Consider the following 25,599-nt stretch of genomic DNA (forward strand, 5'->3'; position numbering starts at 1 on the left):
CACATGACTGATCGCCGCACGTTTCTCAAACAGGCCGGGATACTCGCCGCCGGCCTCCCGCTGGGCACCGCCGTGCTGAATCAGCACGCCTTGGCGAATACACCACCGCCCGTGCCCGAGGGAAAATGGGCGCAATTGCGCCAGTTGTTCACCCAGGACCCGGACTATATCCACTTTTCCAATTTCCTGGTCACCTCCCACCCCAAGCCCGTGCGCGACGCGATCGATCTGCACCGGGCACGGATAGACCGCAACCCCGGCCTGGCCATGGACTGGGACTTGCAGGAAGCCTGGAAGCGCGAAGCCGAGGTGCGTGACTGGGCCGGCCGCTACCTGCAGGCAAAACCGGGGCAGATAGCCTTGACCGGCAGCACCACCGAAGGGCTGGCGATGATCTACGGCGGCATACATGTGCGCCCGGATCAGGAGATTCTGACCACGGTCCACGAGCATTACTCCACCGAATTCACCCTCGATTACCGGATACAGAAAGAAGGTACCCAGGTCCGCAAGATCAAGCTGTTCAAGGACGCCCAGAAGACGTCGGTGGATGAAGTACTCAGCGCGATCAAAAGCAATATCCGCCCCAACACCCGGGTGCTGGGCATGACCTGGGTCCAATCGGGCAGCGGCGTGAAACTGCCCATCGGCGAAATCGGCAAGCTGGTGGAAGAGTTCAACCGCAACCGCGACGAGAAAGACCGCATCCTCTACGTGGTCGACGGTGTACACGGCTTCGGCGTCGAGGACCTGAGCTTTGCGCAGATGCACTGTGATTTCTTCATCGCCGGCACCCACAAGTGGATGTTCGGACCACGGGGGACCGGGATCATCTGCGCCCGCTCCGAAGAACTCAAGGACGTGACGCCGACGGTGCCGACCTTCTCCGAAGACACCAACTTTGCCACCACTATGTCCCCTGGCGGCTACCACGCCTTCGAACATCGCTGGGCCTTGAACGAAGCCTTCAAGCTGCACCTGCAACTCGGCAAAGCCGAGGTGCAGGCCCGTATCCATGGACTCAACAGTTACTTGAAGGAGCGCCTGCAGGCCCATCGGCAGATCGAGCTCGTGACGCCCACCAGCCCCGAGCTATCGGCAGGCTTCACCTTCTTCCGGGTCAAGCAGCAAGACAGCGACAAAGTCGCTGCCTATCTCATGGAAAACCGAGTGGTCTGCGACGCGGTGCACCGCGACGCCGGGCCAGTGATCCGCACCGCACCGGGATTGCTGAACAACGAGACCGAAGTCGAGCGTTTCATGACGTTGCTTGGCAAAAAACTCTGATGCCGCCGTTGAGCGCCGATTTCTTCTATCGAGACGACTTATGACTTCCACTCCCAATACCGCGTTGTTCTCCCTGAAGGCCTTGGCGGCCCTGGCCGCAGCCTTCTGCCTGCAGCCAGGCCTGGCTGGCGCTGCAACCACGGCACCGCAGCCGGGCAAGGTCTTCAAAGACTGCAAGGACTGCCCGGAAATGGTCGTGTTGCCGGCAGGTACTTTCACCATGGGCTCCCCGGACGATGAAATCGGCCACGAGCCTGACGAAAGCCCGCAGCATCCAGTGACGTTTGCCAAGCCTTTCGCCATCAGCCGCTTCCAGGTACTGGCCGGCGAGTTCAACGCTTATCAGAACGAAACCGGCACCCGCCTCAATGACTTCGATGTACGCCCAGGTCGCCGCTGCACCAATGGCAAACCGAGCTATCCGCAGAAGTCGCAGCAGCCTGCGGTATGCATGAACCTGGCCGAAGCCCAGGCCTATATTGCCTGGCTGTCGAACAAAACCGGCAAGCAGTACCGCCTGGTGAGCGAAGCGGTCCGCGAGTACGCCGCTCGCGGCGGCAGCCCTGGCCCCTTTCCGTTCCCCTTCGATGAAGGCCAGAACTACCAGATCTCCAAACACGCCAACACCTACGGCCCGGCCGACGGCTATACCTACACCAACCCGGCCAAGGCCTTTGCGCCCAATGCCTTTGGTGTTTACAACATGCACGGCAACGTCTCCGAATGGGTTGCCGATTGCTATCACCCGAATTACCTCGGCGCCCCTGCTGACGGCAGTGCCTGGGTCGAAAAAAACTGCGAGCTGCAGAGCATTCGCGGCAACGACTACCTCGAAGCGCCGGTCTTCTCGCGCTCCGGCAATCGCAACAACATGTACCCCAACGAGAGCGGTGACTGGCTGGGCTTTCGCGTAGAACGCGACCTCTGATCCGGCCAGCGGACCGCGGACTTGCGCGGTCCTTTAAATAAACTGCCTGGCCATTCGTTTTCGTGAGTAGCGGCCCTACGTTCTTCTCCTGACAGGAAACCTCAATGAACAAGCCAACACGCGGGGCTATCGAAGAACTGCTCGCCCTGCTCAAGCCCTTCCGCCTGATCGTCTGCCTCTCCATTGTGCTCGGCATGATCGGCGGCCTGAGCGTCACCGTGTTGCTCGCCACTATCAACAATGCCCTGCACGCCCCCGAGGGCCTGACCCAGACTGTCATCGCCGTGTTCGCCGGCCTATGCCTGCTGGCGCTGGCCAGTTCGATCCTCTCGGACATCGGCACTAACTATGTGGGCCAGCACATCATTGCCAGGCTACGTAAGGAGCTGGGAGAAAAGGTACTCTCGACCCCCATCGAGCAGATTGAACGCTATCGCACTCATCGCTTGATTCCGGTGCTGACCCATGACGTCGACACCATCAGCGACTTTGCCTTTGCCTTCGCCCCGCTGGCGATTTCCCTGACCGTGACCCTCGGTTGCCTGGGCTATCTGGCAATGCTGTCGTGGCCGATGTTCGTGATGATACTGGTCGCTATCGGCATCGGCAGCGTGGTCCAGTCGATCGCTCGGGCCCGTGGTATCAAGGGTTTCATCGCCGCGCGCGAAGCAGAAGACGAACTGCAAAAGCACTACAACGCGATTGCCGAAGGTGCCAAGGAACTGCGCATTCACCGGCCCCGCCGCCAACGCATGTTCACCCTGGGGATCCAGCGTACCGCCAACTCCATTCGCGACACCCAGATCAGCTCGATCAACACCTTTATCATCGCCAAGAGCTTCGGCTCGATGCTGTTCTTCGTGGTCATCGGGCTGGCCTTGACCCTGCAATCGCAATGGCCAAGCGCCGACAACACGGTCATGAGCGGCTTCGTACTGGTACTGCTGTACATGAAAGGCCCACTGGAACACCTGATCGGCACCTTGCCGATCATCAGCCGCGCACAGATCGCCTTCCGGCGTATCGCGCAACTGGGCGAACAGTTCTCCTCACCCGAGCCGCACTTGCTGCTCAGCGACAAGGGCGCGCCCGCTACTCCCGTGACGACTCTGGAGCTGAACAATGTCAGCTACACGTTCCCGGCCGCCGAAGGCAGCGCACCCTTCCGTCTTGGCCCGGTGAACCTGAAGATCAACCAGGGCGACATCACCTTTATCGTCGGCGAGAACGGCTGCGGCAAAACGACTCTGATCAAATTGCTGCTGGGACTGTATGCCCCGCAGCAGGGTGACATCACGCTCAATGGCGCCACGATCGATGCGACCAACCGCGATGACTACCGTCAACTGTTCACCACGATTTTTGCCGACTATTACCTGTTCGATGACATTGTCCAGGGCGACCAACACATCCCGGACGACGCCAACCGTTACCTGGAACGCCTGGAAATCGCCCACAAGGTCAGCGTGCGCGACGGCAACTTCACCACCACCGACCTTTCCACCGGCCAGCGCAAACGCCTGGCGTTGGTCAACGCCTGGATGGAAGAGCGTCCGGTCCTGGTATTCGACGAGTGGGCGGCGGACCAGGACCCGACCTTCCGCCGGATTTTCTACACCGAACTGCTGCCGGACCTCAAGCGCCTGGGCAAGACGATCATCGTGATCTCCCATGACGACCGTTATTTCGATATCGCCGACCAACTGGTGCGCATGGAAAGTGGCCGGGTCATGACCCAGGCGCAACCAGCGTGACGGCAAGCTGAAAAAAGTTGCGCAACGCTTCCGTTTTTCTTCACCCCCAACGTCTTAATAAGAATCATCTGCCTCCTATTCACAAGGTAAAAAAATGACAAGGCCAGTTCCTCGACCAATGAATCCGTATGTCAAAGCCTTTCTTATGTCTCACGCCCTGAGCAAGCGCTTCTCCCTCACCGCTCTCAACCTGGCGATGGCCATGGCTCTGCCCCTGGCGGCACATGCACAAGAGCAGGCGGTGGATTTCAATATTCCGCAACAGCCACTGGCCAATGCCCTGCGGACATTCGGCCAGCAGTCATCGGTACAGGTGCTGTACAGCCCGGATGATATTCAAGGATTACGCAGCACACGGCTCAACGGCAGGTTCAGTGCGCAGGAGGGACTGGCGAGGTTGTTGCAAAATACCGGTATCAGTTACAGTTTCCAGGGTAATTCGGCGAGCATCAGCCGCCAAACCGGGGATGCCATGGAGCTGGCTGCAACCACTGTCGTCGGTCAATCCGGCCTGGGCGTCAACACTGAAAACACCCGCTCCTACACCACCGGCGCGGTGACCATCGGCAAGAGCGAACGCAGCCTCAAAGAAATACCGCAAACCGTTACGGTACTGACCGCCCAACGTATCAAGGATCAAAACATCACCACCCTCAACGACGTCTACGGCCTCGTTCCAGGGGTGGTCACCTACGGCGCCCTCAACGGCGACAACCAACCGTACGCCCGTGGCTTCGAGATCGACAACTTCCAGGTCAACGGCATTCCGATCCCGGCCGGCACCAGCACCGGCATCAGCTCGCTGAACTGGTCAGACCTGATCTCCTATGAGCGCGTGGAAGTACTCAAAGGCTCGGCCGGACTGTTCCAGGGCGCGGGTTCGCCAGGTGGCGCGATCAATCTGGTGCGCAAGCGCGCCGGTGGCGACTTCAAGCTGAGCACCGTCACCCAGGCCGGGACCTGGGACAATTACCGCCAGGAAGTCGATGTGCAGGGCGCACTCAACGAAGAAAAAACCCTGCGCGGTCGTCTGGCGACCTCCTACAGCACGCGCCATTACTTCTATGACGGCGGCAAGAGCAAGCGGGCATCGACCTATGGCGTACTGGAGTTCGACCTCAACCCGGATACCTTGCTGAGCGCCGGCTTCACTTATCAGAATGCCGATAACCGCTCGACCATGGACTGGGGCCTGCCGGGCTACAAGGACGGCTCGAAGATCGACTTCAAACGCTCGACCAACCTCAGCTCGCCGTCGGACTATAACGACGTCGAGTCGACCCAGTACTTCTTCGAAGCCAAACATCAGCTCAATGACGACTGGAAAGCCACCCTGGCCACCAACTACACCCGCTTCAACCTGGATGCCCTGTACAGCAACACCGGCGGCCAGATCGACCCGGTCGACAATTCGGGAGCCTACAACTGGGCCGAGGGGCGTGGCGAAAACAACTACCAGTACAACACCGATCTGTTCGTCAACGGCAACTTCGACATGCTGGGCCATCGCAGCGAAGCGATCCTGGGCGCCAATATCTCCCACAGCAAGCGGGTCGCCGGGCGTTATAACGTGACCGACTACAAAGGTGCCTACGATTTTATCCCGGACATTCTGAATTTCATTCCACCCAAATACGAGCGCACCGACAAGTACCGCACCACCACCTCGACCCTGGACCAGCAAGGCCTGTACGGTTCGCTGCGGGTCAATGTGTTCGAGCCGCTGGACGTGATCGTCGGCGCGCGTGTCAGTTGGTGGGATTACAAGCAGGACATGCTCAACGAAACGAATGGCCGGCACACCAAGAGCGACATGCAAACCAATGCCAAGGTGGTACCGTTCTATGGCCTGGTCTATGCGCTGAACCCCAACTGGTCGGCGTACGCCAGCTACGCGGAAATTTTCACCCCACAACTCAACGTCGAAACCGCTGCGGGCAATGCCCTGACACCGCGCTCGGGTGATACCTACGAACTGGGCCTCAAGGGCGAGTTCTACGACGGTACGCTGAACACCAACTTCGCCCTCTTTCGCACCACCTACTCCGGCCTTGCCCAGCGCGACCCGAACCAGCCAACAACCTGCAATTGCTATGTGGCAGGTGGTAAGGTCCGCGCCCAGGGCTTCGAAGCCGAGATCACTGGCAGGGTCATGCCCGGCCTGGAGCTGACCGCGGGCTACACCTTCAACACCAGCAAGTACGTCAAGAACCCGAACAACCCGGACCTGGAAGACACCACATTCCAGACGTCCATGCCCGAACACATGCTGCGTGCCTGGGCCAACTATCAGCTGCAAGGTGAGTACTCGAAGTGGCAAGTGGGTGCGGGCACTAACATCCAGAGCGGCGTTTATGGTCGCCATGTGGGTGGCAACGTCGGCACCGGGATCAAGAATGAGACGGGTGGCTATGCCATCTACAACGCACGCGTGGCCTACGACGTGACCAAGAACGTCAATCTGGCGGTCAATATCGAGAACATCTTTGACCGTACGTATTACTCGCAGACTGGCACCATCGAGAGCAACAGCTACTACGGCAACCCGCGCAACCTGATGTTCACCATGCGTACCAACTTCTAAGCACTCCCCGCCCCGGACAGGCACTCTGCCGGTCCGGGATGACTTTTTACGCCTGGGCCAAGCGCCGTGCGCCCAGCAGCGCCGACACCAGCACCACCGCGCCCGCCACCAGCGCCACCCAGAACCCGCTGGGAGCGCCGAAGCGGTCGATCATCCAACCGCAACTCGCGGCGCCAATTGCCACGCCGATGCTCAGGCCGGTGATCAGCCAAGTCATGCCTTCGGTCAGGCGACTGGGCGGTACCACGCGCTCCACCAGGGCCATGGAGACGATGAGCGTGGGGGCAAAAAACAGCCCGGAAATGAACACCGCCAGCGATAGTCCGAGAATATCCACGACCAGCAGCAAGGGCAGCGTGGTCAGCGCCGTGGCCAAGCCACAGAACAGGAACTGCCGAGGTAACGACATGTTCAACTTGAGGGCCCCGAATGCCAGGCCGGCCAGGCACGAACCAATGGCATACACCGACAGCACGATGCTTGCGGCAGCCGGCTGACCCTGGTGTTCGGCAAACGCCACGCTGACCACATCCACTACCCCCACAATAGTGCCCATGGCCATCAACAGGATCATCAGCACCAACACCGAGGGTGAGGCGATCAACCAGCGGCCATGATGAGCGTGATAGGCGTGAACGGGTGGCTCAGTGTGTTTTTGCAGGACGAACGCGGTGACGCCCACCGCCAGCAATATCGCGCCTACCAGCGGGCCCGCCTCGGGAAACAGCAATACACACAAGCCGACCGACAGCGGCGGGCCGAGGATAAAGCACACCTCATCCAGCACCGACTCCAGGGCAAATGCGGTTTGCAAGCGCGGCTGGCCCCGGTACAGCTCAGTCCAGCGCGCGCGTACCATGGCCGACATACTGGGCATGCAGCCGGCCAGCGCGGCGAAGATAAACAGGGTCCAGTCCGGCGCCTGTAGACGGCTGCAGAGCAACAGCAACAACAACGCCCCACCGCCCACGGCGGCGGCCACCGGCAAGACTCGACCCTGGCCGTAACGGTCAACCAGCCGCGAAACCTGAGGCGCACAAACAGCCGTGGCCAAGGCAAAGGTCGCCGCCACCGCACCGGCCAGAGCATAACCGCCGCGAACCTGGGACAACATGGTGATCAGTCCGATACCCGTCATGGAGATCGGCATGCGGGCGAGCATGCCGGCGGATACAAAAGCCCTGGAACCAGGCGCCTGAAACAGCTCGGCGTAAGGGTTTGCCATGGAACATAACCTCTTCCTGAGTGCCCTGGCACTTGCTATCTGGTGCTATCAGGGCAAAATACATACGGTGCGTATGTCACAAATCATGCGCAACATACGCACCGTATGTCAATTACCCAACCCGTCTAATGCGAGCGTTAATCCATGCCCCGAGTCCGTGCCGAGATGATCGAAAACACCCGCGCCCGTCTGATCGCCAGCGCCCGTCACGCTTTCGCCACCCAAGGCTACGCCAATACCTCGATGGATGACTTTACCGCCAGCGCGGGCCTGACACGTGGGGCGTTGTACCACCACTTTGGTGACAAGAAAGGTTTGCTGAGCGCAGTGGTTGCGCAACTCGATGGCGAAATGGATGCGCACCTGCAGCACATTACGGACCAGGCCGATGAGCCCTGGCGCGGCTTTTGCGAGCGCTGTCGCGCCTACCTGCGCATGGCCCAGGATCCGGAGATCCGCCGCATCGTGCTGCAAGATGCGCCGGCGGTACTCGGGGATGCCGCATCCGCCAACCAACCACAATGCATCGAGTCGCTGCGCCTGTTGCTCGACGCACTGATTCAGGCCGGCTTCATCGAGCCCGCGCCCAGCCAGGCATTAGCCCGCCTGATCAACGGCAGTCTGGTGGACGCGGCGCTGTGGATTGCCCGGGACGAACAGGCGGGCGAGCGCCTGGAGCAAGCGCTGCAAGGCCTGGAGTTGTTGCTTCGCGGTTTGAAACCGCGAACCTGAATCAAGCGCGCCGCGATAACCACGCCGCCAGCGCACACGGCATGGCCCCAGGCATTGCGATCATGAGGACCGGTATAAACAGCTATCGTTGTATTGCAGACAAGGGATGAACTTGTGCGATGCACCGTCAGTCAGCTGATGAGTGTTCCGAAAAAGGTCAGGTGATATGCACATTTCGTTGGATAACCAAGTGGCGCTGGTCACCGGCGCCAGTTCCGGCATCGGCGCGGGCGCCGCCAAGGCGTTGGCCGAAGCGGGTGCCGCCGTGGTGCTGAACTACCACAGTCAGGCCGCGCCCGCCGAGGCATTGGCAACGCAGATCAACCAGGCCGGCGGGCGCGCGATCGCCATCGGTGCCGACGTATCGAACGAAGCCGAGGTCGAACGCCTGTTTGCACAGACGCTGGAGGCATTTGATCACCTGGATATCCTGGTGGCCAATTCCGGCCTGCAGAAAGACGCCGCCATCGCCAACATGTCTTTAGACGACTGGAACACGGTGATCGGCGTCAACCTCACCGGGCAGTTTCTCTGCGCACGCGCCGCACTGCGTATCTTCAACCGCCAGGGCCTGCGCCCCGGAGTGTCGCGGGCCGCCGGCAAAATCATCCACATGAGCTCGGTCCACCAGTTGATCCCGTGGGCCGGACACGTCAATTACGCCGCGTCCAAGGGTGGCGTCGAGATGCTGATGCGTAGCCTTGCCCAAGAAGTCAGCGAGCAGCGGATTCGCGTCAACGGCATTGCACCGGGCGCCATTCGTACCGCAATCAATCGGGATGCTACGCAAGGCGATGCCGAACAAGCGCTGCTCAAACTGATTCCTTATGCCAGGGTCGGCGATGTCGAAGACGTCGCCAACGCCGTGGTCTGGCTGGCCAGCGATGCGTCCGACTACGTGGTGGGGAGCACCCTGTTTATTGACGGTGGCATGAGCCTTTATCCGGAGTTCCGTCACAATGGTTGATCTGAAGAACGAACCTCAAAGCGCGATTGATGCCCACGGAATTATCGGTGACATGCGCAGCGCCGCGCTGATCAACGACAAGGGCAGCATCGATTTTTTCTGCTGGCCGGAATTCGACAGCCCGTCAATCTTTTGCTCGCTGCTGGACTCGCCGGCCGCCGGGATTTTTCAGTTGACCCCGGATCTGCCCGGCGCCCGCCGGGAACAGATCTACCTGCCGAATACCAACGTCCTGCAAACCCGCTGGTTAAGCGAGGAGGCGGTGGTGGAAATCACCGATCTGCTGAGCATCAGTGACGACATCGACGACCTGCCGTTGCTGATTCGCCGGGTCCGGGTGATCAGCGGCAAAGCCACGCTGCACCTGCGCTGCGCGGTGCGCCACGACTACGCCCGGGCGCCGACCCGCGCCACGGCGGACAACGCCGATGTGTGCTTTTCGGCACCGGACCAGCCCGGCCTGCGCCTGGCCAGCAGCCACGCCTTGACGATTGAAGATGACGCCGCCGTCGCGCATTTCAGCCTGGAACAGGACCAGGGTGCTGAATTTGTCCTCGGCGGCCTCGAGGACAGTCGCGTCGAGAGCTGCGGCACCGACCTGCGCCTGGAACGCACCCTGAAGTTCTGGCGCGGCTGGCTGGCCCAATCCAATTACCGTGGCCGCTGGCGTGAAATGGTCAATCGTTCGGCGTTGGCCCTGAAGCTGCTGACCTCGCGCAAACATGGCGCAATTCTCGCCGCCGCGACCTTTGGCCTGCCGGAGACGCCCGGTGGCGAGCGCAACTGGGACTACCGCTACACGTGGATCCGCGACGCCTCGTTCACCGTCTACGCGTTCATGCGCCTGGGTTTCGTGCAGGAATCCAACGACTATATGCGTTGGCTGCGAGGACGCGTCAGCGACTGCTGCGGCCAGCCGATGAAGATCAATATCTTGTACGCGATCGATGGCCGCCAGGAACTGCCGGAAACCGAACTCAAGCACCTTAGCGGCCACGGCGGCGCGCAGCCGGTGCGCATTGGTAACGGCGCCTGGGATCAGGTTCAGCTGGATATTTTTGGTGAGCTGATGGATGCCGTATACCTGGTCAACAAGTACGGAGAAGCCATCTCCTACGAAGGTTGGAAACACGCCGTGGAGGTGGTTGACCAAGTGTGTGAAACCTGGAATCAGAAGGACGTCGGCATCTGGGAAATGCGCGGCGAGTCGCATCACTTCCTGCACTCGCGCCTGATGTGCTGGGTGGCGCTGGACCGTGCCATCCGCCTAGCCTCAAAGCGCTCGCTGCCGGCGCCGTTCGCGCGCTGGGATCAGACCCGCCAGGCGATTTATGAAGACATCTGGAGCAACTTCTGGAACGCAGAACGCGGGCACTTTGTACAACATATCGGCAGCACCAATCTCGACGGCTCAATGTTGCTGATGCCGCTGGTACGCTTCGTCGCGGCCACCGATTCGCGCTGGCTGTCGACCTTGGAGGCGATCCAGAAAAACCTGGTGCGCGACGGTATGGTCTACCGTTATCGCAACGACGATAACCAGATCGACGGCTTGCAAGGCATCGAGGGCGCGTTCACCGCGTGCTCCTTCTGGTACGTCGAATGCCTGGCGCGCGCCGGCCAAGTGGAAAAGGCCCACTTGGAATTCGAGCAACTGCTGCGCTACGCCAATCCGCTGGGGTTATATGCCGAGGAGTTTGACAGTCAGGCACGCCATTTGGGCAATACTCCCCAGGCCTTGAGTCACTTGGCGCTGATCAGCGCGGCGACGTTTCTGGATCGCAAATTGAGCGGTGAAAAGACCGTCTGGCAACCGTGAAACAGGACGCACACACTGGCGGGCCGCTTCGACGACTGCAAGGAACGCCATGAACACTTTTCCGATCCTGCACACCGAACGCTTGCACTTGAGGGAGTTGGTCGCCGACGACGCACCGGTACTGTTCGAGATTTATCGCAATGCCGAAGCCATGCGTTGGTTTGGCATCGATCCCATGACCGAGCTTGCCCAGGCCCATGCATTGATAGCGACGTTTTCCCACTGGCGAACCCAGCCAAACCCGGGCACGCGCTGGGGGCTTGAGCATGACGGCAGATTGCTCGGCAGTTGCGGGCTGTTCAAGTGGAATCGTAGCTGGAACAGCTGTTCCCTGGCCTGTGAACTGGCGCCTTCGGCCTGGGGCAACGGGCTGATGAGCGAGGCGTTGCACGCCATGCTCGAGTGGGGTTTTGCCCAGATGCAACTGCACCGGGTCGAAGCCTTGGTACACCCACGCAATAGCGCCTGCCAAGCGCTCCTCGGCCGTCTGGGCTTCACTCAGGAAGGCATGCTGCGCGAAGCGGGATTCTGGGGCGGTCGCTATCAGGACCTGCAAATCTTTTCGTTGCTTTGCCATGAGTACAGCGTCGTCGGTTTCGGGCTAAAGGCCAGGCGCACTTCTGGTAGACACACGGAGTCGCGATGAATCCCTCGATCCCGCTGTTTTACACGCGTACCCCGATGCTCGATATCGCCTACGAAGCCCATGGCCCAACCGACGGCGAGGTGGTGATTCTGCTGCACGGGTTCCCCTACGATCCTCGCGGCTACGACGCGATTGCGCCGGTACTGGCCGCGCGCGGCTATCGGGTGCTGGTGCCGTATCTGCGCGGTTATGGCCCGACTCGGTTTATCCACGCCGGGGTCATGCGTTCCGGCCAGCAAGCCGCTCTGGCCAAGGACTTGCTGGACTTCATGGATGCGCTGTCCATCGACCGGGCCGCCCTGGCGGGTTATGACTGGGGCGGGCGTGCAGCCTGTATTGTCGCCGCGCTGTGGCCCGCGCGGGTTCGCTGCCTGGTGACAGGCGATGGCTACAACATTCAGAACATTGCCCGGTCGACCCAGCCTCGGGCACCGGTCACGGAACATCGGCTCTGGTACCAGTTTTACTTCCACACGCAACGGGGTGTCGATGGCTTGACCGCCAACCGCCGTGAGCTGTGTGAGTTATTGTGGTCGCTTTGGTCGCCCTCCTGGGCGGCAGGATCCGGCCTGTACCCAGACACCGCGCCATCATTCGATAACCCGGATTTTGTCGAGGTGGTGATTCACTCCTATCGCCATCGCTTCATGTATGCCGAGGGCGATCCGGCGTTGGAGGCGCTGGAACAAGCACTGGCGCCGCAGCCGCCGATTTCGGTGCCGAGCATTTCCCTGTGCGGGGCCGATGATGGCGTCGGCCCACCCTCCGAGGTGGATGATGACGTGGCGCACTTCAACGGATTTTATCAACGACGAGTGCTCGCCGGGGTCGGCCACAATATTCCTCAGGAAGCCCCCCAGGCCACGCTCGCCGCACTGTTTGAACTGCTCGAGTTGACTCAAGCCGGTGAAGAAAACCGTTCGCGATAAACTTGTGGCGTCACCGACAAGGCCCGCAGAAAACTACGGCGCATGGTTTCTTCGCAACCGAAACCACATTGCTGGGCGATGCGCTTGATCGCCACGCCGCTGTCCGCCAGTTGTCGGCGCGCGGTTTCCACACGGATCAATTCCACGGCCCGCGCCGGGGTCTGGCCGGTTTCGGCGCGATAGTGACGCACGAAGCTGCGCTCGCTCATGTCGGACTGTGCCGCCAGGGTCGGGACGCTCAGGTCCAGACTAAGGTTCTCGGCGATCCAGGCATGCAACTCGGTGAAACGGCTACCGCCATTTTGCAACGACAGGGTCACACTGAACTGCGCTTGCCCCCCGGGACGCTTGAGAAACACCACCAGTTGCCGCGCCACGTCCAGGGCCGCCGCACGGCCGAGGTCATCTTCCACCAGCGCCAGGCACAAATCGATGCCGGCAGTGACGCCCGCCGAGGTCCAGACCTTACCCTGGCGAATAAAGATCGGATTGGCTTCGACCCGCAGTTTCGGGTACTTGCGCGCCAACTCCTCGCAGCGGGTCCAGTGAGTCGCCACCCGACAACCGTCCAACAAGCCGCTGGCAGCCAACAGGAAGGCGCCGGTACACACCGACGCCGTACGCCGCGACCGAGCGGCCTTCAGCCTGACCCAATCCACCAAGCCTGAGTCTTCGGCCGCACCGTACACCCCCCAGCCGCCGGCGATCACCAACGTATCGCACGCCGCATCGGCCGCCGGCAGGGGCTCGGCCAGCAGGGCCAAACCGGCGGAGGTGATTACCGGTTCGGTCTGGGAGGTGACCACATTCACCGCATAGGGCGACGGCAAACCTTGTTGGCGCGCCAGATCGTTGGCCGAAGCAAACACCTGCAAAGGCCCGGTGACGTCGAGGACCTGCACATTGGGAAAGGCGAGCACATGAACGATTTTTGGCATGATTGGCGTAATGGGTGGGGTTAATGGCGTATTCGCCAAATCCTAGGTCACTAGAGTGAGATCGTCCATCTCTTTTCAGGAGTTTCGTCATGACCTTGCATATCGGCTTTGTGTTGTTCCCCGGCATCCAGCAACTGGACCTCACCGGTCCTTACGACGTTCTGGCGTCGTTGCCGGATGTGAAGCTGCACCTGATCTGGAAGGACCTGGCAGCGGTCACCTCCAGCACCGGCCTGATCCTCTCCCCCACCATCACCTACGCCGAATGCCCGACGCTGGATGTGGTCTGCGTACCGGGTGGTTCAGGGGTCGGGCCGCTGATGGAAGATGAGCAAACCCTGGACTTTCTCATCGCGCAATCGCAGACCGCACGGTATGTGACGTCAATCTGTACCGGCGCGCTGGTGCTCGGGGCGGCCGGCCTATTGCGCGGGCGTCGAGCCACCACGCACTGGGCCTATCACGACATGCTGAGCACCCTGGGCGCTATCCCGGTGCAGGAGCGTGTGGTGCGTGACGGCAATCTGTTCACGGGTGGCGGGATCACGGCGGGAATCGATTTTGCCCTGACGCTCGCGGCCGAGTTGTATGGCGAGGCAGCCGCACAGTTGGTGCAATTGCAGCTCGAATATGCGCCGGCCCCGCCATTCAATGCGGGTCGGCCAGACACCGCGCCGGCGCAGGTGCTGGCAGAAGCCACCCTGCGCACCGTCGAATCGCGCAAAACCCGTAGTCAAATCGCAGCGCGGGCGGCAACGCGACTGGGGTGAGAAGCGCAGCCAAGTCAGTGGCCGCAATATGAAACACCGGATACTGCACTCCCCTGATTTGCGCGACAGACTGCCTGCCTTGGCCGGTGAAATTGGCGTGCGCCTGGAGGACTTGCAGGAGGCCTTGGAGTGGTCACTGGCCAACGATTTTTGGAGGCCACGCACCTGTAGGCGCGAGCCATTCGCAAAAAACCTCTACCGTCACGCAAACAATCAAGCTGACTGCGCAGCGCTCGGTTTTTTCGCGAGCAAGCTCGCTCCTACAGGGGCGTCACTCAATCGTTCAGTTCTTGAGGCGCTTTGCCGGCGTCGCCAGTAACCGGCGCGGTGGGCTCCGGCTCAGCCGCTGCAGCGGCTTCTTTTTCCGCCATGGGCATTTTGTCGATGGCGGCAAAAAACTCTGCCAGGTCAAGGGTGTCGGGGGGCACGGTCTTCTCGACTTTCTTCTCGCCGTCCTTGCCCACCAGGATGACTTTGGTACCGGTACTGGCGCTCAGCTTCAGCGCACGGATCAACGCGTTAGTGTCCTGGGCGCCGAGGTCCTTGCCGTCACGCTGTCCGACGGTGCCGATGTTGGTGTAGTTCACGGTATAGAGCACCATGTTGCGCTCGGTGAATTTTTGCTTGTTGCCAGCCTCTTCAAGGTCTTTCTTGAGCTTGACCTGAGTCGGGTCGATGGAGCTGGGCGCGATGACAATCAGTGGGCGGAATTTGCCCAGATCTTGCTCTAACGGGCCTCGGTTATCCGCAGCCAACAATGGCCCAGTAAACGCCATCAAGGTAGCCAGTGTCAGCGACCGGATGAGCATGCGCACCTCCTTTTAATTCCATGCAGGGTTCTTGAGTTTCATGTCTGCGACAATCAAATTCAAGGATGATTCCTACGCCACTTTCAGAAGCGTAGGCCAGGACGCAGGCGGCGCAAGGGGTTAAGGAGTTTCAGGGCTCATTGTTTCTTTTGATTGCCGAGCCCTAGGCGGCAAGTTTTTCCCAGGCGCCTTGACTGTAGGAGTCCTCGTTCCAGCCAGGCAATCGGCCGAGCGAACGGCATGTTCATTCTTGCGGCCACTTCGGCCAATGCCAGGCAAACACTGGAGCGACCAGCGGGTCGGCATCTACCTGCTCGAGGATCTTGGCACACTCAGGCCGGGAATGTACCAGCAGGTCTCGGGCGCCATCCCAGCGGGACACGGCCGCCGCCATGATGCCCAAGGCGTTCGGCACGGACTGCGGTGACAACAATTGCCCGGCAAACTGATCGGCAAACAGCTGCCAGGCCCGGTGCAGGTGTTTGCGCGTTCCGATGGTCAGGCAAGCTTGCAGTTGCTCATCCTCGCTGTCGAGCCAGCGTTGTGGATAGTCGATGATGCTGATCGCCGAATAACAGTTGGCGGCGATATACACCAGGCCGCGAATGACCTGGGCCGAGTCGTGGGGCAGCAGGTCGGACTCCGGATATTCAAGCCCCAGGTGAATCAGGATCGCCGCGCTTTCCGTCAATACGCTGCCGTCAGGCCGTTGCAGTGTAGGGATTTGCCTGAGCGGATTGATCTGCGCCAGCGCCTCCATGCTGGCGGGATCGCCCCAAGGGCTGGCTTCAACCTGACGCCACTGCACGCCGCAGCGTTGCAGGGCAACTTCAATGATGCAGGAACCGGAGTTGCGGGTGCCGTAAAGCGTGTACATGGGGTAATCCGTCTTGAAGTCCTGAGCCAGAGTGAAGCGTCTTTCAGTCCTTAAAACAAGCCCATTTGCCCGCCAACCAGGGTGCCGAAATCGTCGTTCACAAACGGCAGAATCGCATCGGCCACCGGCTGCAATTGCCGGGTGACGTAATGATCGTAATCAATCGGCGCCTGGCGTACTTCCAAGGGTTCGGGGCCGTTGACGGTCATCACATAACGGATCCACCCACCGTTCTGATATTGCCGTGGGCGACCCTGGCGCAGGTTGAACTCATCCGCGAGGCGAGCTGCGCGCACATGCGGTGGGACGTTGCGCTCGTAATCACCCAACTGTCGGCGCAGGCGCTTGCGGTAGATCAGCAATTCATCGAACTCTCCGCTGAGGGTGCGGCGCACGTAATCACGCACATAATCCTGATGCGGCTGGCGCCGGAAGATCCGCTCATACAGTGCTTGCTGGAATTGCCGGGCCAGCGGCGACCAATCACTGCGCACGGTTTCCAGGCCTTTGTAGACCATTTCTTCACGCCCGTCGGCGTGAATGACGAGCCCGGCGTAACGCTTTTTGCTGCCCTCTTCCGTCCCGCGGATGGTCGGCATCAGGAAGCGGCTGAAATGGGTTTCGTACTGCAGCTCCAGCGCGCTTTGCAGACCGTACTCAGTGCGCAGGTGCTCACGCCACCATTGGTTGACGTGTTGCACCAGGTCCTGGCCGATACGCGTTGCCTGCTCGGGGGAATGCGCACTGCCGAGCCAGACGAAGGTGGAGTCGGTGTCACCGTAGATCACTTCATAGCCTTGCGCTTCGACCAGTTCGCGGGTCTGGCGCATGATCTGATGGCCACGCAGGGTGATCGATGATGCCAGGCGGGTGTCGAAAAACCGACAACCGCTGGAACCGAGTACCCCGTAGAAAGCGTTCATGATGATTTTCAGGGCTTGGGACAATGGCGCGTTGCGCTCACGCTTGGCCACTTCGCGGCCTTCGGAAACGCGCGCGACGATGGCAGGCAGGCAATGTCGGCTACGGGAAAAACGCGCTCCGCGAAAACCCTGCACCGACTCGCTGTCGTCGGGATGGCGCAGGCCTTCGATCAAGCCCACCGGGTCGATCAGGAAGCTGCGGATAATCGACGGATACAGGCTTTTATAGTCCAGCACCAAGACCGATTCATACAGGCCGGGACGCGAATCCATGACAAAGCCGCCGGGACTGGCCTGAGGGGGTTTGTCGCCCAGATTCGGCGCAACGAAGCCCTGGCGGTGCATCAGCGGCATGTACAGGTGAGTGAAGGCCGCCACTGAGCCGCCGTTGCGATCCGCCGGCAACCCGGTGACGCTGGCGCGTTCAAGGAGGAACTTGAGCAACTCGGTTTTTTCGAAAATCCGCGTCACCAACTCACAGTCCTTGAGGTTATAGCGCGCCAGTGCGGGTTTGTCCTCGGCGAACATGCGGTTGATTTCGTCCATGCGCTGATACGGTGTGGAGATGGATTTGCCTTCACCGAGCAAGGTCTGGGCGACGTTTTCCAGACTGAACGACTCAAAGCTCCAGGTGGCGGAGCGCAGCGCTTCGATGCCGTCGATGATCAACCGTCCGGCAGCGGCCGCAAAGTAATGGTTGCGGCTGCCATGTTCGCGCCAGTTCATCGCCTCCTCACCGCGCCCCAGCAAGAGCGGCACGTTCAGGCGCTGGGCATGTTCATGCAGTACGCGCAGGTCGAACTGCACCAGGTTCCAACCAATGATTGCATCGGGATCGTGCAACGCCAGCCATTGGTTCAGGCGCTCGAGCAACTGGGCACGGCTATCGCAGTAATCGAGCTTGAAATCCACTGCATCGGTTTTGTTCGGCGGGCCAAGCATGTACACCTGGCGCTCACCGCAACCTTCCAGGGCGATGGAGTACAGCTCCCCTTTGGCGGTGGTTTCAATGTCCAAGGACACCAGCTTCAGCGGCGGGCGGTAGTCAGGAGCAGGTTTCATCTGCGCCGCCAGCAACATCCCGTCTTCGCCCGGTGTACCGCCAAACCACACCGGTGCGGTGATGAAGCGCTCCATCATGTAGCGCTCGGGCGGACGCACATCACCTTCGTAGACATCCACCCCGGCTGTACGCAGACGTTTTTCCAGGTCCATCAGTTGTCGATGGTGGCGGGTGTAGAGACCCAGCACCGGACGGTGATGGAAGTCACACAGTTGCAGTGGGCGCAATTCAACCTCGCGTTCGCCCTTGAGCAGCATTTCAGCGGGCTTGCGATGGACAACCGGAATAAACACCACCGAAGGTTGTACCGGTAAGCGGATATACCGTGGGCCGTGGTCGGTGGCCAGCCAAAAGCTGACCTCTGTTCCCGCGGCAGTGTCGCGCCAATGCCGGGTCAGAACAAAACCCTGCTGTAAGTCCACCGTACCGCACCTCAAGAATCGCTTTCAGGGCGCGATTCTACTCCAGTCGCCAAGGTCCTGGGCACGAGCAACCGAATGCGACAGGCGTCTGCTTGAGGTTACCGACTCAGGACACTTGGCCCTTGTCCCACAGCAGAACCAGCTCTCCGGGCGCCTGATCTTCAGGTATCTGCAGCATCAGTTGATCGTCCAGGCGAACGCGCACTTCAATTTGATAGAAGCGCCGGTCGCCCTGCCCTGCCTGCGACGAATCCAAGGGCAGGCAGCCTTCAATAACATTCAGGATCCGCTTGCGCTGGTCGAGATCACACTGCGCGAACTCGATTTCCCGCGGACGGGTCAACGCCTGGATCGCCGCCACGCCGCCCTGGCGGGAGAGTTTGACCGTGGCTTCGTCACCCAAGGGTGGCAGGGTTTTCATGACGTTCTCCTCATGCCAGGTTGATGCCCACCTGCGCCCAGGCTTGCTGTACCGCCTGCGCCTGGGTGTGGCCAAAGCGCTGTAGCGCATTCTCGACAGTCAGTGTGGCAAAACCCTGGAAGTCCGCATCATTGTCCAGGCGTTTATCACATAAGGTGTCGTACCAGATCTGCCCGGCCTGCTCCCACGCAAAACCGCCCAACGCCTTGGCGGCCAGGTAAAACGCACGATTGGGGATGCCGGAATTCAGATGAACACCGCCGTTGTCATCCTGGGTGACGATAAAGTCGCGCATGTGCGCCGGTTGCGGGTCTTTACCCAACACCGGATCGTCATAGGCGCTGCCGGGATTGGACATCGAGCGCAGCCCTCGGCCCTTGACCTTGTCCGTCAGTAAATCCGCGCCGATCAGCCAGTCAGCTTGGTCGGCGGTGTGTTTGAGGACGTATTGCCGGGTAAGTACACCGAACACGTCAGAAATCGACTCATTGAGCGCGCCGGACTGATTGCGGTAAACCAGCCCCGCTTCGCTCTCGATGATGCCGTGGGTCAACTCGTGGGCCACAACATCCAGGGCCCGGGTAAACCTCTGGAACACCTCGCCATCACCGTCGCCGAAGACCATTTGCGCACCATTCCAGAAGGCATTTTCATAGCCCTCGCCGTAGTGCACAGTGCCCGCCAGGGCAAAGCCGCGATTGTCGATCGAATCACGCTTGTAAACGCTCCAGAAAAAATCGTGGGTCGCGCCTAGGGCATCGTAGGCTTCGTCCACTGCCGGATCGCCGCTGGCACGTTGCTTCTCGGTCCGCACCAGGGCGCCGGGCAGCAAGGTCAAGTTCTGCGCATCATAAATGTGGCGTTGCACCGTGCCAGGCTGGACGGCTTTCACGACCAGAGGCTGCGCGGATTGGGCGAATTCGCCATGCAGCTGTCGAACGTGGGTAAGGGTGTGCATGGCTCGCGAGCGTTGCCACTCGGAACCGTGGTCAATCAGGCGATGGAGAATGTAAGGCGGAATGAAACCTTGATAATCGCGTGGGCCTGGCATGGGCAACTCCCTGTCAAACTATGATCGTATTGTTGTGAGTCAGTCTGGCACCAGAGGTTCGTTTTTGAGCGCATTGAATCAAAGTTTTTGCGGACACAACGATGCGGGCCTTTTCAGACGTGGGGCTTGTCCGACTTTTTGCCGGGAGCAGCGTACTGCGGTTTCAAATGACCGTGCTGGTCCAATAACCAGGCATCCATGATTTCCCGCACGACGGGACCTGCCACACGACCACCCGCCTCGCCGTTTTCGATCATTACCGAAATCACGATTTGTGGATGCTCTGCCGGAGCAAAACCGACAAACAAGGCGTTGTCACGATTGCGCTCCGAGATCTTCAAACGGTTGTAACGCTCGCCTTGCTTGATTGCGACCACCTGCGCCGTGCCGCTCTTGCCGGCAATCCGGTATTGCGCGCCGGCAGCCGCTGCACGGGCAATTCCGCGCGGATCATGCATCACCCGTTGCATACCATGATTGACCAGCTCCCAATCCCGTGGATCCTTGAGGATGATGTCCGGCATGGGATTTCGATCCACGGGCGGCACACCGTCGATGCTCCTGGCCAAATGCGGTCGGTTCCACACCCCTTTGTTGGCGATCAGCGCGGTGGCTTGGGCCAATTGCAGTGGCGTGACTTGCATGTAGCCTTGGCCGATGCCAAGAATCACAGTTTCCCCCGGAAACCAAGGCTGGCGGCGTGTCGCCCGTTTCCATGCCTGGGACGGCATCAAGCCTGCCGATTCTTCGAACATGTCCAGGGAAACCTTCTGGCCAAGCCGGAACTCAGCCATGTAGTCGTGCAGACGATCGATGCCCAGCTTGTGGGCCAAGTCGTAGAAATAGGTGTCATTGGAGCGCATGATCGCGGCGTCCATGTCGACCCAGCCGTCACCACTGTGATTCCAGTTGCGGTACTTGTGATCGAAATTCGGGAGCTGATAGTAACCGGGGTCAAATACGCGGGTCTGCGCGGTGACCACGCCGCTGTCGAGACCCGCGATGGCGACTTCCGGCTTGATCGTCGAACCCGGTGCGTAGCGTCCGCGCAGCGCCCGGTTGAACAGCGGCCGGTCAAGGGAGTCACGCAACGCGGCATACGCCTTGAAGCTGATACCAGTGACGAACAAGTTCGGGTCAAAACTCGGCTTGCTGACCATCGCCAGGACCTCACCGGTTTCAGGATCGAGGGCAACGACTGAGCCGCGGCGATCACCCAGGGCTCTTTCTGCGGCCTCCTGAAGGTGTACATCCAGACTGAGCACGATGTTTTTGCCCGGAATCGGGTCGGTATGCTTAAGCACGCGCAGGACTCGGCCTTGAGCGTTGGTCTCGACCTCTTCGTAACCGACCTGTCCATGCAGCTGTGCCTCGTAGAAACGCTCGATCCCGGTCTTCCCGATCGACTGCGTGCCACGGTACTCCACCGAATCCAGGGTCTTCGACTCTTTCTCGTTGATACGCCCAACATAGCCGACGGAATGCGCAAAGTGAGGGCCCAACGGATAGTGACGAACGAACTGAGCCTCCACGTCCACACCCGCGAGACGGAATTGGTTAACGGCCAATACGGCAATTTGCTCTTCGGTCAGTTGGTAGAACAGCGTCACCGGTACAAATGGGTGGCGCGCCTGTTTCAGCGCCTTGTCGAACGATGCTCGATCTTCCGTTGGGAGATGCAGGAGAGTGACGATAGCGTCTAACTCACCCTTGAGGTCGGTGGCGCGTTCACGCGTGATGGTCAGGTTGTAGCTGGGACGATTGTCAGCCAGCACCATACCGTTGCGGTCATAGATAAGGCCACGGGCCGGCGGGAGGGGTAAGACATGGACTCGATTGTTTTCAGAGATGGTGGAGTGATAATCAAACTGCACCACTTGCAGGAAATACATTCGCGCTACCAAGGCGCAGGTAACGCACAGCACTAACATCCCACAGGCCAACAGACGTTTGTTGACCAGGCGGTGTTCTTTTGCATGATCTTTGAGGGGGATCGGAGCGGGCATTTCTACAGCATCTCGTTGAACAATGAGGATGCCGCGTCCTGCGGTTAAACGATCAGTCCCTGGAAAGGTGCTGCACCATACCAAAGAGCGGTGTTTGATGTCAGGTAGCAAGCGTTATCGTTGACGCTCTTCGCCAGCAAGGGCCAGGCGCGCGCCTCGCTCCTACAGATCGCCCAAAAACAAAACCCCTGTCTGCGTAAGCAGACAGGGGTTCTGGAATTTAATCTTGACGATGACCTACTCTCACATGGGGAAACCCCACACTACCATCGGCGATGCATCGTTTCACTACTGAGTTCGGGATGGGATCAGGTGGTTCCAATGCTCTATGGTCGTCAAGAAATTCGGTAGCCGGCGCGTTTTCTCTAACGAGATCACGTTCCAGCGAATGGGTATGTAATAGATTTGTGTGTGCTGCAAACTTTCGGTTTGTATCGTCTTCACACACCGCAATCTGGTTGCTCTGGATTAGAGAGCCGACGCAAATTGCTTGGGTGTTATATGGTCAAGCCTCACGGGCAATTAGTATTGGTTAGCTCAACGCCTCACAGCGCTTACACACCCAACCTATCAACGTCGTAGTCTTCGACGGCCCTTCAGGGAACTCAAGGTTCCAGTGAGATCTCATCTTGAGGCTAGTTTCCCGCTTAGATGCTTTCAGCGGTTATCTATTCCGAACATAGCTACCCGGCAATGCCACTGGCGTGACAACCGGAACACCAGAGGTTCGTCCACTCCGGTCCTCTCGTACTAGGAGCAGCCCCTCTCAAATCTCAAACGTCCACGGCAGATAGGGACCGAACTGTCTCACGACGTTCTAAACCCAGCTCGCGTACCACTTTAAATGGCGAACAGCCATACCCTTGGGACCGGCTTCAGCCCCAGGATGTGATGAGCCGACATCGAGGTGCCAAACACCGCCGTCGATATGAACTCTTGGGCGGTATCAGCCTGTTATCCCCGGAGTACCTTTTATCCGTTGAGCGATGGCCCTTCCATACAGAACCACCGGATCACTAAGACCTACTTTCGTACCTGCTCGACGTGTCTGTCTCGCAGTCAAGCGCGCTTTTGCCTTTATACTCTACGACCGATTTCCGACCGGTCTGAGCGCACCTTCGTACTCCTCCGTTACTCTTTAGGAGGAGACCGCCCCAGTCAAACTACCCACCATACACTGTCCTCGATCCGGATAACGGACCTGAGTTAGAACCTCAAAGTTGCCAGGGTGGTATTTCAAGGTTGGCTCCACGCAGACTGGCGTCCACGCTTCAAAGCCTCCCACCTATCCTACACAAGCAAATTCAAAGTCCAGTGCAAAGCTATAGTAAAGGTTCACGGGGTCTTTCCGTCTAGCCGCGGATACACTGCATCTTCACAGCGATTTCAATTTCACTGAGTCTCGGGTGGAGACAGCGCCGCCATCGTTACGCCATTCGTGCAGGTCGGAACTTACCCGACAAGGAATTTCGCTACCTTAGGACCGTTATAGTTACGGCCGCCGTTTACCGGGGCTTCGATCAAGAGCTTCGCGTTAGCTAACCCCATCAATTAACCTTCCGGCACCGGGCAGGCGTCACACCCTATACGTCCACTTTCGTGTTTGCAGAGTGCTGTGTTTTTAATAAACAGTCGCAGCGGCCTGGTATCTTCGACCGGCATGAGCTTACGGAGCAAGTCCTTCACCCTCACCGGCGCACCTTCTCCCGAAGTTACGGTGCCATTTTGCCTAGTTCCTTCACCCGAGTTCTCTCAAGCGCCTTGGTATTCTCTACCCAACCACCTGTGTCGGTTTGGGGTACGGTTCCTGGTTACCTGAAGCTTAGAAGCTTTTCTTGGAAGCATGGCATCAACCACTTCGTCACCCAAAGGGTAACTCGTCATCAGCTCTCGGCCTTAGAATCCCGGATTTACCTAAGATTCCAGCCTACCACCTTAAACTTGGACAACCAACGCCAAGCTGGCCTAGCCTTCTCCGTCCCTCCATCGCAATAACCAGAAGTACAGGAATATTAACCTGTTTTCCATCGACTACGCTTTTCAGCCTCGCCTTAGGGACCGACTAACCCTGCGTCGATTAACGTTGCGCAGGAAACCTTGGTCTTTCGGCGTGGGTGTTTTTCACACCCATTGTCGTTACTCATGTCAGCATTCGCACTTCTGATACCTCCAGCAAGCTTCTCAACTCACCTTCACAGGCTTACAGAACGCTCCTCTACCGCATCATCCGAAGATGATACCCGTAGCTTCGGTGTATGGTTTGAGCCCCGTTACATCTTCCGCGCAGGCCGACTCGACTAGTGAGCTATTACGCTTTCTTTAAAGGGTGGCTGCTTCTAAGCCAACCTCCTAGCTGTCTAAGCCTTCCCACATCGTTTCCCACTTAACCATAACTTTGGGACCTTAGCTGACGGTCTGGGTTGTTTCCCTTTTCACGACGGACGTTAGCACCCGCCGTGTGTCTCCCATGCTCGGCACTTGTAGGTATTCGGAGTTTGCATCGGTTTGGTAAGTCGGGATGACCCCCTAGCCGAAACAGTGCTCTACCCCCTACAGTGATACATGAGGCGCTACCTAAATAGCTTTCGAGGAGAACCAGCTATCTCCGAGCTTGATTAGCCTTTCACTCCGATCCACAGGTCATCCGCTAACTTTTCAACGGTAGTCGGTTCGGTCCTCCAGTTAGTGTTACCCAACCTTCAACCTGCCCATGGATAGATCGCCCGGTTTCGGGTCTATTCCCAGCGACTAGACGCCCTATTAAGACTCGCTTTCGCTACGCCTCCCCTATTCGGTTAAGCTCGCCACTGAAAATAAGTCGCTGACCCATTATACAAAAGGTACGCAGTCACCCAACAAAGTGGGCTCCCACTGCTTGTACGCATACGGTTTCAGGATCTATTTCACTCCCCTCTCCGGGGTTCTTTTCGCCTTTCCCTCACGGTACTAGTTCACTATCGGTCAGTCAGTAGTATTTAGCCTTGGAGGATGGTCCCCCCATATTCAGACAAAGTTTCTCGTGCTCCGTCCTACTCGATTTCATGACTAAGAGATTTTCGCGTACAGGGCTATCACCCACTATGGCCGCACTTTCCAGAGCGTTCCGCTAATCTCAAAGCCACTTAAGGGCTAGTCCCCGTTCGCTCGCCACTACTAAGGGAATCTCGGTTGATTTCTTTTCCTCAGGGTACTTAGATGTTTCAGTTCCCCTGGTTCGCCTCTTGCACCTATGTATTCAGTACAAGATAACCATCTTATGATGGCTGGGTTCCCCCATTCAGACATCTCCGGATCAAAGTCTGTTTGCCGACTCCCCGAAGCTTTTCGCAGGCTACCACGTCTTTCATCGCCTCTGACTGCCAAGGCATCCACCGTATGCGCTTCTTCACTTGACCATATAACCCCAAGCAATCTGGTTATACTATGAAGACAACATTCGCCGAAAATT

At 59.2% G+C, this 25,599-nt stretch carries 18 protein-coding genes and 2 rRNA genes; 10 read left to right on the forward strand and 10 right to left on the reverse strand.

The window, feature by feature from the left end:
- The first annotated feature begins 3 nt into the window (after positions 1 to 3).
- The 4 genes from pvdN to BLU75_RS13075 all read left to right on the forward strand — a co-directional run bounded on the left by pvdN (position 4) and on the right by BLU75_RS13075 (position 6,553).
- Positions 4 to 1,287, forward strand: a complete 1,284-nt coding sequence (gene pvdN, locus BLU75_RS13060; RefSeq protein WP_084380121.1) for a pyoverdine-tailoring periplasmic protein PvdN — start codon at positions 4 to 6, stop codon at positions 1,285 to 1,287.
- Positions 1,288 to 1,327: 40 nt separating this feature from the next.
- Positions 1,328 to 2,215, forward strand: coding sequence for a formylglycine-generating enzyme family protein (locus BLU75_RS13065; RefSeq protein ID WP_084380124.1), 888 nt, complete (start codon positions 1,328 to 1,330; stop codon positions 2,213 to 2,215).
- Positions 2,216 to 2,319: 104 nt separating this feature from the next.
- Positions 2,320 to 3,969, forward strand: a complete 1,650-nt coding sequence (locus BLU75_RS13070; RefSeq protein WP_084380126.1) for a cyclic peptide export ABC transporter — start codon at positions 2,320 to 2,322, stop codon at positions 3,967 to 3,969.
- Between the two features lie 145 nt (positions 3,970 to 4,114).
- Positions 4,115 to 6,553 carry a TonB-dependent siderophore receptor gene (locus BLU75_RS13075; protein WP_165447491.1) on the forward strand — a complete coding sequence of 813 codons (2,439 nt, stop codon included), beginning with the start codon at positions 4,115 to 4,117 and terminating at the stop codon, positions 6,551 to 6,553.
- Positions 6,554 to 6,599: 46 nt separating this feature from the next.
- Here the strand turns inward: BLU75_RS13075 and BLU75_RS13080 are convergent, their stop codons facing one another.
- Complete coding sequence (locus BLU75_RS13080; RefSeq protein WP_084380130.1) at positions 6,600 to 7,778, reverse strand: MFS transporter; 1,179 nt, start codon at positions 7,776 to 7,778, stop codon at positions 6,600 to 6,602.
- A 144-nt stretch (positions 7,779 to 7,922) separates the two neighbouring features.
- Between BLU75_RS13080 and BLU75_RS13085 the strand changes: the two genes are divergently transcribed.
- From BLU75_RS13085 to BLU75_RS13105, 5 genes are all read left to right on the forward strand, one after another.
- Complete coding sequence (locus BLU75_RS13085; RefSeq protein WP_084380132.1) at positions 7,923 to 8,510, forward strand: TetR/AcrR family transcriptional regulator; 588 nt, start codon at positions 7,923 to 7,925, stop codon at positions 8,508 to 8,510.
- Positions 8,511 to 8,676: 166 nt separating this feature from the next.
- Positions 8,677 to 9,477 carry a glucose 1-dehydrogenase gene (locus tag BLU75_RS13090; protein ID WP_084380134.1) on the forward strand — a complete coding sequence of 267 codons (801 nt, stop codon included), beginning with the start codon at positions 8,677 to 8,679 and terminating at the stop codon, positions 9,475 to 9,477.
- On the forward strand, positions 9,470 to 11,296 hold the full coding sequence (locus BLU75_RS13095) for a glycoside hydrolase family 15 protein (RefSeq protein ID WP_084380136.1): 1,827 nt from the start codon (positions 9,470 to 9,472) through the stop codon (positions 11,294 to 11,296). Before BLU75_RS13090 ends, BLU75_RS13095 begins: the two co-directional genes overlap by 8 nt.
- 49 nt (positions 11,297 to 11,345) lie before the next feature.
- Positions 11,346 to 11,942 carry a GNAT family N-acetyltransferase gene (locus BLU75_RS13100; protein ID WP_084380138.1) on the forward strand — a complete coding sequence of 199 codons (597 nt, stop codon included), beginning with the start codon at positions 11,346 to 11,348 and terminating at the stop codon, positions 11,940 to 11,942.
- A complete protein-coding gene (locus tag BLU75_RS13105; RefSeq protein ID WP_084380140.1) occupies positions 11,939 to 12,871 on the forward strand; it encodes an alpha/beta fold hydrolase in 933 nt (310 codons plus the stop codon). Before BLU75_RS13100 ends, BLU75_RS13105 begins: the two co-directional genes overlap by 4 nt.
- On the opposite strand, the gene BLU75_RS13110 is transcribed toward BLU75_RS13105, so the two are convergent.
- A complete protein-coding gene (locus tag BLU75_RS13110; RefSeq protein WP_084380142.1) occupies positions 12,841 to 13,809 on the reverse strand; it encodes a GlxA family transcriptional regulator in 969 nt (322 codons plus the stop codon). The two genes, BLU75_RS13105 and BLU75_RS13110, sit on opposite strands and share 31 nt — an antisense overlap.
- A gap of 89 nt (positions 13,810 to 13,898) precedes the next feature.
- Here BLU75_RS13110 and BLU75_RS13115 point away from each other — a divergent pair, with 89 nt between their 5' ends.
- Positions 13,899 to 14,579: a DJ-1/PfpI family protein gene (locus BLU75_RS13115; RefSeq protein WP_084380144.1), complete on the forward strand. Its 681-nt coding sequence runs from the start codon at positions 13,899 to 13,901 to the stop codon at positions 14,577 to 14,579.
- 275 nt (positions 14,580 to 14,854) lie between these two features.
- Here BLU75_RS13115 and BLU75_RS13125 read toward each other — a convergent pair whose 3' ends face one another.
- From BLU75_RS13125 to BLU75_RS13160, 8 genes are all read right to left on the reverse strand, one after another.
- The gene (locus BLU75_RS13125; protein WP_084380148.1) at positions 14,855 to 15,388 is read right to left on the reverse strand and encodes a DUF4174 domain-containing protein; all 534 of its coding nucleotides are present in this window, start codon (positions 15,386 to 15,388) and stop codon (positions 14,855 to 14,857) included.
- Between the two features lie 244 nt (positions 15,389 to 15,632).
- Positions 15,633 to 16,265 (reverse strand): glutathione S-transferase family protein, encoded by a 633-nt coding sequence (locus tag BLU75_RS13130; RefSeq protein ID WP_084380150.1) that lies wholly within the window; start codon positions 16,263 to 16,265, stop codon positions 15,633 to 15,635.
- Positions 16,266 to 16,315: 50 nt separating this feature from the next.
- The gene (locus BLU75_RS13135) at positions 16,316 to 18,673 is read right to left on the reverse strand and encodes a DNA polymerase II (RefSeq protein ID WP_084380152.1); all 2,358 of its coding nucleotides are present in this window, start codon (positions 18,671 to 18,673) and stop codon (positions 16,316 to 16,318) included.
- Positions 18,674 to 18,779: 106 nt separating this feature from the next.
- Positions 18,780 to 19,094 carry a protealysin inhibitor emfourin gene (locus BLU75_RS13140; protein ID WP_084380154.1) on the reverse strand — a complete coding sequence of 105 codons (315 nt, stop codon included), beginning with the start codon at positions 19,092 to 19,094 and terminating at the stop codon, positions 18,780 to 18,782.
- 10 nt (positions 19,095 to 19,104) lie between these two features.
- Positions 19,105 to 20,145: a M4 family metallopeptidase gene (locus BLU75_RS13145; protein ID WP_084380156.1), complete on the reverse strand. Its 1,041-nt coding sequence runs from the start codon at positions 20,143 to 20,145 to the stop codon at positions 19,105 to 19,107.
- Positions 20,146 to 20,258: 113 nt separating this feature from the next.
- Positions 20,259 to 22,151: a penicillin-binding protein 2 gene (gene mrdA / locus BLU75_RS13150; protein WP_090221477.1), complete on the reverse strand. Its 1,893-nt coding sequence runs from the start codon at positions 22,149 to 22,151 to the stop codon at positions 20,259 to 20,261.
- 224 nt (positions 22,152 to 22,375) lie between these two features.
- A 5S ribosomal RNA gene (rrf, locus tag BLU75_RS13155) occupies positions 22,376 to 22,491 on the reverse strand.
- Between the two features lie 161 nt (positions 22,492 to 22,652).
- A 23S ribosomal RNA gene (locus BLU75_RS13160) occupies positions 22,653 to 25,546 on the reverse strand.
- Positions 25,547 to 25,599 lie beyond the last annotated feature (53 nt).

This window comes from Pseudomonas mucidolens, assembly GCF_900106045.1.
Classification (GTDB): domain Bacteria; phylum Pseudomonadota; class Gammaproteobacteria; order Pseudomonadales; family Pseudomonadaceae; genus Aquipseudomonas; species Aquipseudomonas mucidolens.